Origin of the sequence: Algibacter sp. AS12 (assembly GCF_046736315.1) — a bacterium.
GTDB classification, from domain to species: Bacteria; Bacteroidota; Bacteroidia; order Flavobacteriales; family Flavobacteriaceae; genus Algibacter_B; species Algibacter_B amylolyticus.
In genome coordinates this window covers 3,261,797-3,282,356 of sequence record NZ_CP151841.1, presented here as the reverse complement: position 1 = coordinate 3,282,356, position 20,560 = coordinate 3,261,797, and the positions used below count along the sequence as shown (strand labels likewise).

The 20,560-nt window shown below is 32.7% G+C and carries 5 protein-coding genes; 2 read left to right on the top strand and 3 right to left on the bottom strand.

Annotated features, from left to right (window positions below):
• The first annotated feature begins 633 nt into the window (after positions 1-633).
• Both AAFN75_RS13655 and AAFN75_RS13650 read left to right on the top strand, forming a co-directional pair.
• Positions 634-6,708 carry a leucine-rich repeat domain-containing protein gene (locus AAFN75_RS13655; protein ID WP_411806848.1) on the top strand — a complete coding sequence of 2,025 codons (6,075 nt, stop codon included), beginning with the start codon at positions 634-636 and terminating at the stop codon, positions 6,706-6,708.
• A gap of 12 nt (positions 6,709-6,720) precedes the next feature.
• Entirely contained in the window at positions 6,721-15,054 is an 8,334-nt protein-coding gene (locus AAFN75_RS13650) for a CARDB domain-containing protein (RefSeq protein ID WP_411806847.1), read from the top strand.
• Positions 15,055-15,405: 351 nt separating this feature from the next.
• On the opposite strand, the gene AAFN75_RS13645 is transcribed toward AAFN75_RS13650, so the two are convergent.
• The 3 genes from AAFN75_RS13645 to AAFN75_RS13635 are packed head-to-tail and all read right to left on the bottom strand — an operon-like array spanning position 15,406 to position 20,560.
• Positions 15,406-16,920: a hypothetical protein gene (locus AAFN75_RS13645; RefSeq protein ID WP_411806846.1), complete on the bottom strand. Its 1,515-nt coding sequence runs from the start codon at positions 16,918-16,920 to the stop codon at positions 15,406-15,408.
• Between the two features lie 23 nt (positions 16,921-16,943).
• A complete protein-coding gene (locus tag AAFN75_RS13640) occupies positions 16,944-19,166 on the bottom strand; it encodes an alpha-L-rhamnosidase C-terminal domain-containing protein (RefSeq protein WP_411806845.1) in 2,223 nt (740 codons plus the stop codon).
• 50 nt (positions 19,167-19,216) lie between these two features.
• Complete coding sequence (locus AAFN75_RS13635; RefSeq protein ID WP_411806844.1) at positions 19,217-20,560, bottom strand: Gfo/Idh/MocA family oxidoreductase; 1,344 nt, start codon at positions 20,558-20,560, stop codon at positions 19,217-19,219.

Sequence of the window (20,560 nt, the reverse complement as noted above, 5' to 3'; positions counted from 1 at the left end):
TAATACCACATAAAAATTGCCTGATTATGTGCTTAAATTTTAATATAAAGCTACACCATATACCAAGAAATAACAATTAGATACCTAAACCTTATACTTCATTTGCCATTATTCAAAACTAATTTAATTACCCTCTTTTAACGAAATATTAGACACAATATTTAAAATTAAAAAAAATAAACAAGTACTGCTTATAAACTGATAATATTGACTTTAATCGGAAATAAAACAGATTAATTCAAAAATCTTTTAAATTAGTGCTCCTCCATATTATTAATAGCAATTTACTAATAGGTTGATAATTAACTTTTGCCGAAAAATTGGCAATAGATTAATTGATATAAGTTGCTAATCATGATAACAAATTACTTCATATTAATTGTTCCAATAATTATTTTGATACTCTCAAATAATGTATTTGGTAAAAAATTTTATTCTAAGAATTTTCATTTCTCTACAAATTCTAAAATATTTTTTTTCAAGTCCCTTTTATATTGGTGTACTCTATTCCTATTCAGTCTTTCGAATGCAAATAATAAATCAAGAGAACATCAAGAAATAGGTTACCATGTATTTTAAAATCTATGGAATTGGAAAACATCAAAAATTATCTAACAACTAAAATTAAAAAAAATGAAGAAAAAGTACTTTTTACTAAAAATTATTCTTTTAGTATTTTCGACTCCTTTATTTGCACAAAATGATCCTGTACCAACCGTAGAATATCAAGCTTTAGTAGATTTCTACAATTTAATGGGAGGAGACGATTGGCGAACCAAATGGGATATTAGTAGTAATAATTTACATACTGCAACATGGTATGGAGTTGTTGTTGAAAATGAACATATTGTTGAAATTAGTTTACCAAACAATAAAGTTAGAGGTGCTATACCTGCTTCATTCAGCAATCTAAAATTTCTTAGAAAACTTGATTTAAGTGCAACCACAACCTCAAGTTCTTATAGCCATGATTTGAGCTCCTCAAATCTTGAAAACCTTTCTGGATTAGAAAGTTTACAAGATTTAAACCTTAGGTATTGCAATATTTCAGGTAGCCTTCCTACGTCGTGGAGTCAATTAACAGAGTTAAAATCTCTAATAGTAAGCAATAACGAACTTGCAGATACTATTTTTAACGAGATAGGTAATTTAATAGCATTGGAATCTATAGATTTTTCTAATAATAATTTATCAGCTATTCCTGCATCAATAAGCAATTTAACAAACTTAAAAACTATCAATTTAAGATATAATGAGATTACCATCTTACCACAAGAATTGGAAGACCTTACTAATTTAACTCATGTATATTTAGAGTATAATAAGATTACTGATATAGAAGGATTTTTAAATACCAATATTTATTTAGGTATTAATTCGCAAACAGTAGTATTGGACGAGTTTGTTTACAATGGGGTCGATGTGGTTTTAACCAATTTACCTAACATTATGCGTTACAAACGATCCAGTAACGATTTTTCTGAATTAAATAACTTTTATTTACAAATAGATGGAAGCAATGTAGCTACAAACATTAGGATGGAAGCTGATGGTAGCCTTGTGCTAGCAAAATCATTTTTAAATACTTTAACTTCTGAAAAACAAGTAAGACTATACCAACAGTCAGGATCGGCAGGAGGCACTTATATTAATTTTACAACCACCACTGTAGATTTACCAGCAATTCCTAATGATGAATATCAAGCATTAGTCGATTTTTATAATGCTACCCAAGGCGATAGCTCTTGGATAACCACATGGGACGTGAGCGTTAATAACCTAGATTTAGGTGCATGGCATGGCTTAGCTATTGAAGATGGACATATTGTTGAAATAAACTTATCTAACAATAGAATTAAAGGTGCTATTCCAGCTTCTTTTAGTAATTTAAAATTTCTTAGAAAACTTGATATAAGTTCCACAACAACGTCCAGTTATTATGCCCACGATTTAAGTTCCACCAATCTGGATAATCTATCTGGATTAGAAAGCCTAGAAGAACTGAATTTGAGGTATTGCAATATATCCGGAAGTCTACCAGCTTCATGGTCGCAACTTACCAATTTAAAATCGATAACATTAAATAATAACGCGCTTTCAGGAACTGTATTTAGTGAGATTGATGATTTAACAGCATTGGAGGAAGTCAATTTTTCGTATAATAATATAACAACTATCTCGACCTCTATAGCCAATTTAACAAGCTTAAAAACAATTAATTTAAGTAATAACGCTATTACCGTTTTACCTCAAGAATTAGAAGATCTTACTAATTTAACCACATTAAATGTTCATTACAATCAGATTACGGATACCGAGGCTTTTTTAACTTCCAGCGTTAATTTAAGTATATATTATCAAACCATTACCTTAAATGAGTTTGTGTATAACGGAGATGATGTGGTATTAACCAACCTGCCAGATATTACCCGTTATAATAGATCTAACAATGATTTTTCGGAATTAAACAGTTTTTATTTAAGAATAAACAATAGCAATGTGGCAACCAATCTTGTTATGGAAGCCGACGGAAGTCTAATAATTCCAAAAGAACACCTAAGCTCTTTAACTCCAGAGCAACAAGTGTCCATTTTCCAACAAAATGGAACTTCTTATGGCACAACTATAAACTTTACTAACACTACCTTAGATTTAGCAGAAATTCCGGACGAAGAATATCAAGCATTAGTCGATTTTTATAATGCTACCCAAGGCGATAGCTCTTGGATAACAACATGGGACGTAAGTGTTAATAACCTACACTTAGGTGCATGGTATGGTTTAGCTATTGAAGATGGACATATTGCTGAAATAAGCTTACCAAACAATAGAATAATAGGTGCAATACCTGCCTCATTTAGTAATTTAAAATTTCTTAGGAAACTTGATTTAAGTTCCACGACAACGTCTAGTTATTATGCCCACGATTTTAGTTCCACCAATCTTGATAATCTATCTGGATTGGAAAGCCTAGAAGAACTGAATTTGAGATATTGTAATATTTCTGGTCCACTACCCGCTTCATGGTCGCAACTTACCAATTTAAAATCGCTAACATTAAATAATAATGCGCTTTCAGGAACTGTATTTAGCGAGATTGATGCCTTAACAGCATTGGAAGAAGTCAATTTTTCGTATAATAACATAACAACTATCTCGACCTCTATAGCCAATTTAACAAGCTTAAAAACAATTAATTTAAGTAATAACGCCATTACCGTTTTACCTCAAGAATTAGAAGACCTTACTAATTTAACCACATTAAATGTTCATTACAATCAGATTACGGATACTGAGGCTTTTTTAAATTCCAGCGTTAATTTAAGTATATATTATCAAACCATAACCTTAGATGAGTTTGTGTATAATGGAGATGATGTGGTATTAACCAACCTGCCAGATATTACCCGCTACAATAGGTCTAACAATGATTTTTCGGAATTAAACAGTTTTTATTTAAGAATAAACAATAGCAATGTGGCAACCAATCTTGTTATGGAAGCCGACGGAAGTCTTATAATTCCAAAAGAACACCTAAGCTCTTTAACTTCAGAGCAGCAAGTGTCCATTTTCCAACAAAATGGAACTTCATATGGCACAACTATAAACTTTACTAACACCACTTTAGATTTGGCAGAAATTCCAGACGAAGAATATCAAGCACTTGTAGATTTTTACAATGCCACACAAGGCGATAGTAATTGGATAAATCAATGGGATGTTAGCACAAACAATCTAAACTTGGGAGCATGGTATGGTTTAGGTATTGAAGATGGACATATTGTTGAAATAAGCTTACCAAACAATAGAATTGTAGGTGCAATACCTGCCTCATTCAGTAATTTAAAATTTCTTAGGAAACTTGATTTAAGTTCCACGACAACGTCTAGTTATTATACACATGATTTTAGTTCTACAGATCTCGATAACCTTTCTGGACTGGAAAGCTTAGAAGAATTAAATCTAAGATATTGCAATATTTCTGGTCCACTACCAGCTTCATGGGGTCAATTAACAAATTTAAAATCGTTAATCATTAGGAATAATACCATAAACACAATACCCATAGAATTAGATAATTTAACAAACCTAGAAGAATTGGATGTCAGTTATAATTCTTTAGAAAATTTAGATGCTAGCTTTTCTAATTTAGAATTAAACAACCTTAACCTGAGATACCAAACTATTAATATTGAAAATATCGAAATTGAATCTAACGAGATTAATATTGATTTACCTACCGCGTTATTAATTGCCTTTAATAATGGAGAAGTAAATACTAATGCCAGCAACGAATTTCAATTATTTGTAAATAATGTGTATCAAAAAACTAGCTTTTCAAACGATGGAAAATTAATATTTTCTAATATCAATTTACTAAACTTAGAAGTAACTGATAACATTAGAATCTATCAAACCACAGGTGCAGCGCAATACTCCAATATTTACTATAACACTTTAAGTTTTGGTTTACCTCTTGTAGATGAAGAATTCGAAATTTTAAAAACATTATACAACGCAACAAACGGCGATTCCTGGACAAACTCATGGGATATTAGTGTAAATAATGTAAATACAACCAGTTGGTTTGGTGTTAGTATTAAAGGAGGGCACGTGGTTTCTATTAATTTATTTAATAATAATCTATCTGGGGTTATTCCTGCGGATATTACGGGCTTAAGTAAGTTACAAATACTAGCTTTAAATAATAACGATTTACAAGGTAGCATACCTACAAATATTAGTTTATTAACAGATTTAGAAACATTGGACTTAAGTTCTAACGCGTTATCTGGTAATGTACCTAATACTATTTCTGATTTACAATACTTGAAAAAATTTGCCATTGGTAATAATAATTTTACCGGTACGGTTCCATCTGTATTATCAGATTTTGTAGCCCTAGAGCATTTAGATATTTCTAGTAATGGTTTCGATAATGTTGAAAAGAAACTGTACTACGATTTTACTAACACCTATATAGATTTACGAAACCAAGTTATTAATTTTAATACGGTATTAAATTTAGAAGGCAGTGAACTAACCGTCGAACTAGGAAACGTTACAAAATACGATTTAGAAAACAATAATTTTGATGCCAAAAACACGTTTGTTTTACTAGTTAACGATGTTACCCACACCTCTACTATTACCAATGATGCAGGCGAAATTATATTCAATGATGTTAGAATTGGCGAAATTCCTTCCAATGCTAAAATTTCAATTAGGCAAACTACAGGTACCTTTAGAAATACAGAGTTTAATTATGAAGGTATTGAAGACAAATCCAATATTCCTGTTGTAGAACAAGAATACCTTGCATTAGTTAGTTTATACAACAGTTTAGATGGCGATGAGTGGACTAATAGTTGGAATGTTTCAACCAATAACCTACACACTAACAAATGGTATGGAGTAAGCACTTACGATGGGCATATTGTAGCTATAGACCTAAGTGCAAACAATGTATCAAACAGTGTTCCTAATATATTTGGTGATTTGCCTTTTTTAAACACATTAAACTTATCATCAAACAAATTAACTAGCATTGATACCGCTTTACCAGGAACCATAGATTTTGTGTATGATAGACAAACTATTGAAGCTGGAGATATTAACCTAAATAGCGAGACTACTGTAAAAGATTTTAGTATTAATACCTACGAACATTCTAAAAGCAGCTTTAATAACCAAACCTATAATTTACGAATTGGGAGTTTCTCTAGAAATATTAACCTATCAGAAACTGGTATTAAATTAATCGATTTAATTAAAACTTGGAAAGTCCCCAATAATCAAAAAGTAGAACTAAGGCAAATTTCTGGTGATGCTAAAAACAGTATCATAAATTATTATTTACAATATGAATCTGGAGATTCCAATCTAGATAGTCAATTAAATGTCTTGGATATACAAACTTCAATTAATCATATAATTAATAACTATGTTCCTTATTTTAATTTTAATGCAGCCGATGTGGACAGTAGTAATAGCATCAATATTCTAGATGTTATTGGGCAAGTTAATATTATACAAAATCAAGAGAAGGAAGTCACCACCAAAAGTGCCTTAGCCAAAGAAAAAACACATAGTGCCGCGACTTCAAAAATTAGTATAGAAAATGGATATTTATACTTAGACACTAATGGACATGATGTAACTAGTTTCGAAATTTTAATTAATGACACCACTAAAGAAACAATAGAAGAATTAATTTCTCCGCTTGGTTTTTCAGTAAACATGGCTAATAAAAACAATAGTGTTAATCTTATTGCCTACTCTTTTATTGCGAGTTTAAATGGAAAAATAGCACTAGCTAAAATGGCCAACACGAGCGCTTCTGTTCAATCCGTTCTTTTAGCAGGTATAGATGCCAATGAGATTCCTTCAGAAATTTTAGGAAACGCACTAAGCACTAATGAATTTGATATCGGAAATACATCTCACACATACAATTTCCCAAACCCTTTTAAAGATGAAACTACAATCGATTTCTATTTAGATAACAATAGAGCAAACACAACCTTATCAATTTACGATGTACGCGGCAGAAAAGTAGAAGAAATAGTTATAAAAACTCTATTAAAAGGGAATAACCAATACCTGTTTAAACGTAAAAAATTGCCATCTGGAATTTATTTCTATTTAATAAACACTAAGGGTTACAACGCTACATTAAAAGGTAAAATGATAATAAAAGATAATTAATAATAAAAAATTATGAGAGCTATAAAATTCACTTTATTACTGTTGTCATTTATTACAACAGCATACGGACAAAACAGCCTAATTATAGAAGACTTGGAGGCTGCTCCTGGAGATGATGCAAAAATAGTAATTGCACTAAATAATACTGAAAGTATTGCGGGTTTTCAATTTAAAATAAAAGTCCCAAACAACTTAATAGTTAAAGAAAAAGAGGTCAGTTTTACTGGTAGAAATGCAGACCACCTTATTTACCCAAAAAGGATGGGTAATGGCGAATATTTATTTTTATGTTTCTCTGGAAGCAATGCAAATTTTACAGGACAAACAGGTAGCCTTATTGAAATTCCTATAGAAATACCATTAACCTATAGTACTGGTGAGACATATGATATGTCATTTACAGAAACCATAGTAAGTTCTAGTGCAGGAGTCGATATTGGGAGCAACCACCAAAACGGAGAATTAACCATTATTGAAGGTGAAAATCCAGATTTACAAGTTGGAGCAATATCCGTACTGCAAAATGATATTTTACCTAATGCGCCATACAGCATTAGTTGGGAAGTTGAAAACATTGGCTTATCTGCTGCAATTGGAGGCTGGAGAGAACAAATAGCAATAGTATCTCAAACCAATGGAAAAAAATATATTATCGGAAATGCAAATTATTCCAATCCGCTTACAGAGAATGAAACTATAACACGAGATATAGACGTTATTATCCCTAGAATTATTGGTTTTGATGGCCAAGTAAAAATTGAAGTTACTCTAGTTACAAATGCCGAAGTTAGAGAACCTGCAAATGCTAAAGAAAATAATACAGCCATTTCAAATGATACCCAAAATTTATTAAAAAGATTAATTTTCACACTTTCTAAAAATGAAGTTTTTGAAAACTCAGATGATGTATTAAGACTTAAACTTGTAAGAAGTGGTGATACAAGTATAGAGGAAGATTTTACAGTTTCTTCTGATGCTGTAGGTGCTTTCAATTTGCCTAGTACGGTTACAATTGGCGAAAATGAATCATCAAAATTTCTTTATTTAAACACGATTGATAATGAAACTTACGAAGGCGATAGAACCGTTAATATTATCGCCCAAAGCGAGGCTTATAGCGATGAAAGTGTGAGTTTAACATTGCTAGATGATGAAGATGTTGTACTTAGCTTAGAATATCCAGAGATATTTGAATCTGCAATAGGCAGTAACATACCCTTTACTTTAAATGCTAATTTTTCTGTAGATGAAGATAGAACTATTACACTGTCTACAGATTTGCCACAAAGATTACAATTACCTAGTCAAGTTACATTATTAGCCAATTCTACAACAGTAACCTTTAATGGCACAATATTAGATTCTCAAATCATAGAAAAAGCAGAAACAGCTAATATTATTGCAAAGGCAGATGGTTATACTACTGCTGTTAAGGAAATTAAATTAGGAGCTATAAATCTTCCCAATTTCACTATAAGCATAAACCCTGCTCAAATTTCTGAAGGCGATGGCATCAAAGCTTCTTATGCAACCTTAAAAAGAACAGATCAATTAGATAAACCTGTTACAGTAAAAATTAGCGCAAATACCGCTAATCAATTAATATTACCCTCCGAAATTACATTCCAAATAGGAGAATCTGAGAAAATATTCAATATTGGCGCTGTAAATAATTCCGAGGTTGAAGGTGAGCGCACAGTTATCATAACTTCAAAAATTAAGTTTGATAGTTGCTCATGTGTTGATGATACAGAACTAAGTACCTCTGTAAATGGAAATATTACAATTTTAGATAATGATGGGCTAGCATTAAATATAAAAATAACGCCATCAACAATTAAAGCAGGTGCGGATAATAACACGCTTGTTATTTCAAGAAACACTGACGATCCAAACATTCTTCAAAACCCAGTAATTGTAAACCTATCTAGCGATTTAGCAAACATTATCGAGCTGCCAGATACAGTTACAATTCCTGCCAACCAAAAGGAGGTTGAAGTTACCTTCAATACAACTATAGATCCTAATCAAGATGGCGATGAAACCGCCAGAATTCAAGTGGATGCCACGGGCTATAGTTCTGGATTTGGCTGGATACTAATTTCAAATCAAAATAAACCCGATGCTTCTATTTCAGAAATCTCAACAAACACAAGTGTAGAAGCAGGAACGAAAATAGATGTAACTAGCTTTATAAAAAATCAAGGAAATATTGATTATCCAACAAAAAGTAAAATCGATTATTATTTATCTAAAACACCTAATATTGGTAGTACAAAACCTTTTGTGTCTTCCATAATAAATAAGGTTATTGCGGTAGACGAAAATTTTGAATATATTGAAAATATTCAGCTTCCAAATTTTTCTGGAGATTACTACCTTACAGTTAAAGTAAACGCTGATTATTCTATAAATGAATTAGATTATGAAAATAATGAGAACCAAATACTAATAAAACTCCTTCCATCCTATTCTGTAGATTTAACGCTAGATAAAGAAATATATGAAACTAACGAAATTGTTGAAGTTAATGGAATTGCTAAAAATGCATCAGATGAAAATGTGCCAAATGCAGATATTGCTTTAAAAATAAAAAATGCAGATTTTGTAAAAGATTATACAGTAAAAACTGATGCTAATGGAGCTTTTGTTTTTGAATATGTTCCCTTCGAAAACGAAAACGGTTCTTACACCGTAGCTGCAAGCTTTCCAGGAGAAGATGTTATTCCTCAAGAAAGTTTTGAATTATTGGGTTTAGATATGATTAATAAACCACAATACATTAAATGGGAAACAGTTGTTAACGAGCCTTTAGGCAAAGAGTTTATTCTTAAAAACAAAACCAATACAAGGTTAACGGGTGTTAACATTCAGCTTCCTATTGATGCTGAGTTTTCTATAGAACAAACACCCATGGATATAGAACCCGGAGAAACAATAAACTTTCCCTACACTCTAGTATCTACAGTAGCGAGTTCAGAATTAAAATATACCGAGTTTAAAATAGTAATCCAATCAAACGAAGGTGCTACATATACCGAGCAAGGTTATTATTACAGCAAAGATCAAGAGGCTAAATTAATGGCAACTCCTATTTCTATTAATACAACTATGGTTAAGGATCAAGCAAGACTTTATGAAGTTGCAATTAAAAATGTAGGAGCAATAGACGCCGAAAATGTAGAAATATTATTACCAGAATTAGGATGGTTAAGATTAAATTCTCAAAAAGTAATTGAAAGAATTAAACCTAACGAAGAGGTTAAAATCATTTTAGAATTTAAACCTACAGTAAAAGAACAGGTTAACGTACCTATTAATGGAAACTTTGTTGTAAAACAACGAAAGGGAAAATCTATTTCCATTCCTTTTAGGTTAGAAACGGTATCAGAATCTACGGGAAATCTAATTGTTGATGCTACCGATGAATACACGTATAATACAGCAAGTGCACCACATTTAAAAGATGCTAAAGTAATTGTTAAACATCCGTTTACGGGAGTTGTAATAGCCGAAGGACTTACCAATGAATTAGGTTTATTTGAAGTTCCTAATATTAATGAAGGTTGGTATGTTATAAATATTTCGGCAGAAAAACATAATCCTTACCAAAACAATATATTGGTAGATCCTGGTAAAGACACAAAAGTTACAGCGTTTTTACCTTACCAAGCGGTTACCTATTCTTGGGATGTAGAACGCATAGAAATTTTAGATGAATATGATATTACCTTACAAGTAGATTTTGAAACTAATGTGCCCTTGCCTGTTGTTGTAATGGAAATAGATAATCCTAAATTAGATTTAAACCCAGGAGAATCTAGGATGACTTATATAACAGTTACTAATCACGGTTTAATTGCTGCTAGAAAAGTTAGTATTAATACGGGAGAAGCAGATGGGTATTCCATTCAACCCCTTATCACCTCATTAGATGAATTAAATGCAAAATCTGCAGTAACCATACCTGTTTTAGTTAAAAACACAAGCGATGGCAGTAAAACTGCTGGATCACATAAAAGTGAGGCAGCACAAGCCGGTGGTGGTAGTTGTAATGTTCCTGTAACTTTAAGGGCTGTTTATATTTGCGATACAGAAAAAGAATTATTTTCATACACAGCCTATGTTAACACATGCGCATCAACGGGTGGTGCAGGACCAGTAATTACCGGTGGTTGCTCGGGTTGCGGCCCAGGAGGCATTGGAGGTGGTGGTTCAGGAACCGGTTATGGTTATACACCGGGTTCAGGCACAAGCACATTAACATCATTTCCAGATTTTTGCGATCCTTGCACAAAAAGTATTACATCAACAATATTAAGTTGTAATCCATATACCTCCTCCCTTAGTTGTGCATTCGGTCTTTTAACATCAACAAGTCTAACAGATTTGGGATTAGGAGCTGCTGGCTGCATCAGTTCTCCTTTTGGCTGTATATGGTCTATAATAACATTAAAAGATTGTTTTCCTTCCGGTGGCGGTAGCAGTGGATCTGCAAAAACAAATTATAGTAAATCAGCTTTAGATGAACTTGGAGGGAATTTCGACTATATTTTTGAAGACTTTGAGAAAATTACAGAAGCCGAAACTGCACACCTTAACATGTTATCAGAATATTTTCAAAATCCCGACTTAGAGGGAGACAATGATAATTTGTCCCTTTTCTTAAGCATTACCGGCAATGCCATGGATTCGGAAACTGTATTAACTCCAGAAGACGTAATTGCTCTTAAAAATGCCATGGCAGAAACAACAGTAACCACAGCTTATATTGATAGCTTTGTTACCCGATGGAATACTACTATCGAGGCTTGGGATTTAGATATTTTATCACCAGGCACCTCATATCCAGATATTATAGATAAAGTACAAATTGACGAGTATAAGAAAATTAAAACAGATTTATTAACTCATGCATTTACAAGAGGTTTTGTTTCTGTTGCAGACATGTATAATTCTGACTTAGAGTCGATAGAAGAGTTTGTTGAAGAAAAAAGTAAAGACGCAGCAAGCGTTTGTGCATCGGTAACTATAGAGTTTCCTCAAAGGTTAACAATGACGCGTGAAGCTTTTGAAGGTACTTTAAAAATAAACAATTCTAGCGCAAAAGCAATAACTGAAATTAATTTAGAATTAGTTGTTAAAGATGAATTTGGCGAAAACAAATCGCATTTATTTCAAATTAACAAAGAAGCATTCTTGAATGGTGAGGGCATTGTAGACTCCGATTCAAACGGACAAGGTTTAGTTACATTTATTCCAACTAAAGAAGCTGCTCCACAGGTAGTGAAATCTTATGCGTTTGGCGGAATACTCTCTTATTTCGATCCAGAAGTTGGCGAAACAGTAAGCATAACACTTAATCCGGTAACCTTAGAAGTTAATCCTAGTCCAGATTTAATACTTCATTATTTTATGCAACGTGATATTTTAGGTGACGATGCCCTTACTAAAGATATTGTAGAGCCTTCTATTCCAGCAGAATTATCACTAATGATTACAAACGATGGTTATGGATTAGCTACAAATGTTAATGTAGAATCTATGCAACCAGAAATTGTGGAAAATGAAAAAGGGCTATTAATAGATTTTAATATGATAGGTTCTAATTTTAATAACGAGCCAACGCAACTCGGATTATTAAATGTTGACTTTGGAGACATTCAACCCAAAACATCGGCTGTAGGACAATGGTTTTTTACAAGTTCCTTAATTGGTCATTTTGTTGAATTTGATGTTAAAGTAAATCATAAAAGTAGTTTCGGAAATGCAAATTTAAGTTTAATCAAAGGGGCGTTTATACATGAGTTGGTTAGAAGTGTTAAATCCTATGGCACCGATAGTGATGATATATCAGATTTCTTGGTTAATGATGTATCTGATGTTTATGATACACCTGATATGATTTATTTATCAGATGGAACTTCCGAAGATGTATCAGAAGTCGACGCTATAGAAATAACAGCAGCTGTTACTCCGGCAACTTTAACTTCTAAAATAAGAATAAACCCAAGTACAACAGGATGGAACTATGGTAATATTTTAAACCCTGCTGCTAAAAATTATACCTTAGCACGAGTGGTTAGAGATAGTGATAGTTTTGAAATTCCATTACAGAACTTTTGGCAAACCCATGTAACACTAAAGGATGGTTTAAATCCTAAATATGAAAATAAATTACATGTTTTAGATAAGATTTCAAATATAGAAACCTACACCTTGTACTTTACACCAATAGATGGAGATATCCCTCAAGTTATAGCATTTATTGATCCTCCCGAGGAATACAATACAACATCGGTAGATTTTATTACAGTCGAATTTAATAAAGAAATTGATTTTAACACGTTTACATTCGAGGATGTCGAAGTCATTCATCAAGGTGCTTCGGTGCCAACAGATGATGTTTTGATTGGTAAAATTGATGCCACTACATTTTCAATAAATATTGAAGCGCTTACTACACAATCTGGATTTTATGAATTGACGGTAAATACCATAGGAATAAAAGACTTAGCAGGAAATGATGGTAGAAACGGTAAAAAATTAGATTGGTTACAGTTTGTTAATGAGTTAGGAATTCTCAAATTCGAGTCCGATCAATTAAAGAAAAACCCATTAAATAGTATCGATATTATTTTCAACAAACCTATTCGTACAGAAGAATTTACCGAAGATAAAATTACAATTAATGATGCTACTGTTAGTGGACTTACCATTCTAAAAGTTGACGATTACAACTATACCATTTCTGGAATTAATCCATTAAATGAAGATAATGGCGACTATACAATCGCTATAGATGTTACAAATATTAAAGCAACAGATGGTGTTTCCGGGTTAGCAGTACAAACCTTTAATTGGATAGTAGACACTAACTTACCAAAAATTTTAGATATACAAACTGTTAGTCAAGGTGCTACAAACACTCAAAACATTACCCAATTAGAGATAGAATTAAATAGGGCTCTCATTTCAGAGTTAGAACCTTCTGCTTTTCAATTTACTAAAAATGGGCAGGATTTAGACATTCCAATAATTATTCAAAAAACGGATGATTTACATTATACTATTTACGGCTTAGAAAGCTTTACAGCCGATAATGGCACGTATCGTGTAACAATAGATCAATCTACTTTTATAGACGAAAATGATAATTTTGGAGAGGGCATTGCAGAAACTTCCTGGACGGTAAGATTAGATACTTTAAACGCTATTGCAAACTTAAAGTTAACACCAGACAGAGGTCTTTCTAGTACAGATAATATCACCTCTGGAAGCGATGTTCAATTAATTTACGAGACCTTAATAGATAATATAACTGTTGAAGTTTATGAACTTTTAGGAACAAGTGAAGTTTTAATAAACAAAAAACTTACCGAAACTAGCGGTGAATACGGCGTTCCTGTAAGTAACTATGTTGGTGCTAAGAGGTTTAAGGTCGTTGCATACGATGATTTAGGTAACAGAAGTAATGCTGAGGTTTTATCTGCCTATATAGATTTTACCGATATAATAACTGATATTCAACCTGTAGATGATGTAAGTAATGACTGTTCAGATTTTAATTATATTAATGTAACTTTTTCAGATGAAATTAATGAAAGCTCGTTTACTATTGATGCCATTACATTAAAATCTTCGGGTGTTGAAATTCCGAAAAATGACGTCACTATAAGAAAAATAACTGATAAAGCATTTGTTATAGAAAACATACAAAACGATAATGATGGTTCTATTACTTTAGAAATTGATAAAACTAAAATAACCAAACAAATAAGTGGTTTAAATGGTTTTATAACAGAAACTAAAGAACTAGGAAGTTCTGCTACTTACCCAGTAACTATTATTGGTGAAGAAAACCCTAACATAGACGGTTTATATGAATACACAGCCGATGCTAACATGAATAAGTATGATTGGATAATAATAAACGGAGAAATTGTATCTAAAGAAGATAATAAGGTAACCGTAAAATGGAATAAATTAAACTCACAATCATTAATACTTAGATATAAGACTCCACTTAATTGTGAGTTAACGGTTTCTAAAGAAGTCATTGTGAAAAATGAATCCTTAGATATAGAAGACAATCAAAACGATGAAAGAAAAAGCTTTATTGCTCCTATTCCGAATAATGGAAAATTTACTGTTCATACAAGTATGATTATAGATAATTGTACTCTCGATATTTATGACAGTACAGGAAAACAAATATATCAAGAAAAAAATATTGATTTAAGCAGCAAAATGAAGGATATCGATATTAATCTAAATGCAGGTATGTATATATTGATTCTTCATAATTCAGAGGAAAAGCTCAATTTTAAATTTATTATAAATTAAATAATTTATAAATAGATCGAGGTTTCCTAAACAGAGATACCATTTTAAAAACAGAAAACCACTCAAGATAACTTGAGTGGTTTTTTTATATAATCTTAAAGTACTTTAAAAAAAAATCAAACAACATGTTGGGAAACATTGCTAATCAATATCTAATAAAAAAGGCTTCTTATAAACATTTATAAGAAGCCTTTAAAATATCTGCTATATCACAATCTATTTATCTAGTCTATTCCGTTTTTTAAAAAGCCTTATAAACCGTCTATATTGTTCACGTTATAGCAAAACTAAGTTGAGGTTACAAATAGCTGTAAAAAACAATAACTTATTACAAACGTAAAAAAATTGATGCTATTTATCCGTTCTAAAAGGATAAGCTGGCAGGTTATTCTTATTAACCAAATTAACATCTGGCTTACCCGCAAATGCATAGCGAATGTAGAGTGGCTTAGCAATTTCTGGGTGGCTCAACGCTACATTTTCTCCTATAATTTTAGCTTCTGCCTTTTGCCATTTTAAAGAGCTGTCTGCTATCCAAAAACCTGTTGGAGCCTTTCTATTTGTAGTTTTTAAGCCCTTGCTATTTTTAAAATGAACAACAAGTGTGTTAGCATTTACCTCAACATTTTTAAGCATCGGGCCTTCTGCCACGACACTCTTATTTAACGTATACTTTGCAGCTAAAAGTGCTAAACGTTGACCAATAGGAAACTTATCTGTAGGATGAATATTTTTTTCGTCGCCAAGATCAATAGTATTAGCTACACTTGTATTAGGCAACTGTAAAACTTTTAATTGCGATTCTCGCAACCATGCAAAGGACTCTTCGGTTGGACTTTTTGAGTCTATATTTGGGTTTGCAATGGTACCTTTTCCGTAACCTGGTAACATTACAATTGAAAAATGCATATTAGTATTATCCCATTCTTTTCTGTAGCGCTGCACCCATAATTTTAAAACATCGCCATATTCCTTCATACCTATTACTCTATGAAAAAAATTAGCTTTAGTTACTTCGGGTACACCAGTTAAGTAACGAGCATTCCGTTCTCCCTGATAAAAAACTAGACCTTTACAAGCGTAAGGTGCTAATGGTTTTATCATGGAATTAAATAAAATATTAGGTTGCCGTCTTAAAAAAACATCCTCTTTTCTTGTCCAACCTTCTTTTTTATTAAGTGCCATTTGAATCTTGCTATGTGTTTCTGTATCGGCATCAAAATCATCCATTATGGCCTTAAAATAAGGTAATTGGTTTGCCATATCTCTAGGCATCCAAGCTTCAATGGAAGAGCTTCCCCATGATGCATGAATAATTCCAACCGGAACATCGCCTATGGCCTCCAAAAAATAAGCAAAGCCAAATGCTACTGCACTTTCAGGGTGGTTTGTTGTCCATGTTCCAGAAACCCCATCTGCTTCCTTAAAAGAAACGGTACGTTTAACTTCAAAACTTCTTATATTTTTAGCAAATGGTATTAAGGATTCTATCTCTTTTACATTTTTAACTCCAAATTGCATATTAGATTGACCAGAACAAACCCACACTTCGCCCACCAAAATATTGTTTAGCTTAAGCGATGTCTTTCCTTTTATAAGCATCTCGCGACCTACCTTAGAAATCTCTAAAGGCTCTAAAACAACCTTCCATTTTCCATGTTTTCCCGCCTTTGTAGCCTTGGTTTGATTTGCAAACTTAACCGTTATTTCCTCGTAAGGTTTTGAAGTTCCCCAAACCGGAACCTCAACACCTTGCTGCAACACCATATTATCACTAAATATCGCTGCTGTTTTTAACTGTTGAGAAAACCCATTGTAACATTGAAAAATTAAAATAAAGATTAAAAATAAAGTATGTCGTTTCATTTGTAATTTTAAATATATATATATTAAAATTTTGCGGTAATAGTACTTATTCCGGAATGTAAGATTAAAATTGAATTTTTATTTACTTTTTGATTATTTAAATAAACATCGTTTACATAATTTGGTAAAACAAATTCTGCCGTCATACCTCCCGGAACATCAATATTAAAAATAATTTCTGAGTTCTCCTTAACATTAAAATTAGCACTAATGCTTCCCATTACGGTTGGTACTTTAATTTTTGAAAACGTTAAATCGCCCCATTGTGGCTGAATTTTAGCCACTTTAAAACCAGGTGTTTTAGGCTGAATACCCCATAAACTGCGAGGAATAATATTTGCAGGTGTAGCACCCCAAGCATGATTCCAATCGGAGTTTGGTTTATACTTCATATCCCAAGCTTCTAACGTTATGGTAGATCCTATTCTAATCATATTATACCAACTTCTATTCTCGGTAGAACGCATCAAATCTAAAGCATAATCACTTTTATTGGCATTGTACAAGGCTTCTAATAAATATTGAGACCCATATACACTACAAGACATTCCTCTAGACTTAATAAAATTGGCTACCGATGGAATATGTTTTTCAGGAACTATATTAAACGCTAATGCCATCATATTGGAATGCAAAGCTGCGTGATTTGTACCTTCGCCATCTCTATAATAGCCCTTGTTTTCATCTAATAAAATAGTATTTATTGCTAACTTTACTTCGGCTGCCAAATCTCTATATCCTTTGGCTTCTCCTTGTTTATTTAATAGTTGAGCAAATTCTGCTAAAATTTCAAGATTTCTATAATACAAACAATTTACTACCGTGTTTATAGGTTTAAATACGAAGCCATCACGTTCGCCTTCTTCTGTGGCTAATTTCCAACCTGTGTCTTTTTGAGCCGGAGGCCAATCGACAATATCTTTTAATTTAGCATTAGGGTTTTTAAAGCCTAATTTTATCATGAATTCTGGAGTTGCGTTGGATGAACTTATTAATCCATCTTCACGTTGCAATTCCATTAAGGTTTTATGCTTTAAATCTTCATAATATTTTTTAATAAGCTCTGTGTTTCCTGTGTACATATAATCGGCATGAAACATTAATGCCACGTGCAATTGCCACTCGGTTGGCCATGTAGGATGTTCCATAAAGTACTCTATAGTTTGGCGCGCCATAGCATACTCTCTATCGGTGTTGTAATGACTTAATTGATTTAAATAGGCATCTGCTTCATACGGAATACGCTCCCTATCTCCATCAACATACACACCTGCAAATGTGGTAACTTTAATTGAATATTTACACAAATCCCAAACTTGGTTTAGTATAGTATCTGAGCTTTCAAAATAGCTTTCATCATCTTCCCAATAACTATGATATGCCAATTGGGTAAAATTATCGGCACTAAAACTTTGTTTATAATTTTCTATTTCGGCATATCTAAAAGGCATTAATACAGGAAAAGAGTCTGGTAATATAATAGCTCCTTTCTTGGTATTTCTTTTATCCGATTTTATAGGTAAAATATACGCGTGCTTTCGCGGATTTACGGGCACTTTAATTTCTTGATAACGTATAGTGCCTTGTGGTTTTCTATTAATTAAACCATCTAATAATTGTTCACCTATACGAATAATTAAGGTGTCATTTTCTTTTGTTTCATATTGAAAAAGTAAGTTAGCAAAGGCATCTTTTCCAAAATCGATTAAGTAAGCATCGTTAGCGGTTTTATATGTTTTTACAGGCTTAATAGAATCTACTTGAAAACTATTGGAGGTGGTAATGGTCGTATTGCTTTTACCTAACTTAAATGATTGACTATCTGAAAATGCGGTTTCGGTATGGCTATCACCCCAAACTTTAACCTTCCAAAAATAAGTTTGACCTACTTTTAATGGCGTTCCTTGATATTCAACAGTTATAGAATTACTGCTCAAAACCTTTTCAGAATTCCACATATCTCCGGAGTTTTTTTCTAATATACTCTTGGATGAAGCTATAAGAATCTGATATGCTACCTGCGTTTTAATTCTGCTTGGCAACACCCAACCAAACTCTGGCTTAGCATCTATTATAGATATGGTATTCGTGTTTCTAATATTTTCTATAACTAGGCCGCTAGGTTTTAATATACCATCTGTTTTATTGGTAATTCGCGATTTACAACTAAAACCAAACACCAATAAACTAAAACAAATTAAGCGTGTTTTATCACTAAATAAAACACGCTGAAAAAACCAATTCATATTTCAATCTAAATATTATTACTAAGCGACTTAATACTATTGTTTTAAAATTACACAGGCTTAATTTCCCAACCTGGTTCGTAAGTCCTAGACCATAGCTTCATGGCTTCTCTATTAAAAATGCGTCCTGTTGTTTCATCTACTTCGAAAGCATCATCAATTCTTGAAGCAATATTTGCATAGTGCGTAAGCATCTGGCTAATAACGCCTTGTTCTATTGGAGACGTTAATGGGGCCTTTCCTCTTATGGCTTCAAAAAAGTTTAATGTATGGTTTGTTGAAAGTTGACCACCGCCACCAAGCGAATTTCCAGATTCAATACCTTTTATAATGTTTTCTTTTAAAACTTTATTCTTTTGGTCGTATAATTTATATCCATCACGATCTATAAATACACAGCCTTTTGATCCATAAATAATAGTACCACGACCTGCACCAAATTTTTGGTAACCATTTCTACTTTGTCCGTCCCACATGATTCTTCTTTTTCCAGAAAACTCAAAATTAGCTTGCATGGTATCGTACATTTCCCAACCATCATCTTTATAATGAAACTTACCAGCATATACATCCACACGCTCTGGGTAATTAACCTGTAAAGCCCAACGTGCAATATCTAGTTCATGGGTAGCATTATTGCCCATTTCGGCAGTACCATAATCCCAACCGTACCAATGCCAATTGTAATCCCATGTGTTATCGGTATAATCTCTTCGTGGTGCTGGCCCTTGAAAAAGGTCCCAATCTAAGCCTTCTGGTGGAGCTGCCTTTGTTTGGTGTGGTACCGAGCCTCTTCTACTAGTGTAAAAAGCTGTAGCCTCAAAAACATCTCCAATTATTCCGTTATGGATATCGTTTATAATTTCTTGAGATTGTAATGAAGAACGCTGCTGATTACCCATTTGCACCATTCTATTATATTTTTGTTGATAGGCTACCAATAACTCACCTTCTTGCGGGTTATGGCTGCATGGTTTTTCTAAATAAACATGTTTACCAGCTTGCATTGCCATACACGCTCCTGGGGCATGCCAATGGTCTGGTGTTGCCATAAAAATAGCATCTACCCTTTTATCGTTAATTACGTTACGAATATCGTTTTCTAACGTTGGTTTAATGTTTAAAGCTTTCAATACCACTTGGGCAGCCTTGTCTCTCTGGCTTTTCATAACATCGCATAAATACACTAATTCTACATTACTGTCTTTAGCTGCAATGGCGCCTAAATATGCTTGATAACGACGTCCAAGACCTTGAATTGCCACATGAATACGATCGTTAGATCCTAAAATTTTTGAGTAACTTTTTGCAGACATGGCATTTGCTGTGCTTCCTAATGCAATTCCAGCCGTTCCTGCTGCGGCTTTTTTTATAAAATTTCTTCTACTGCTCAT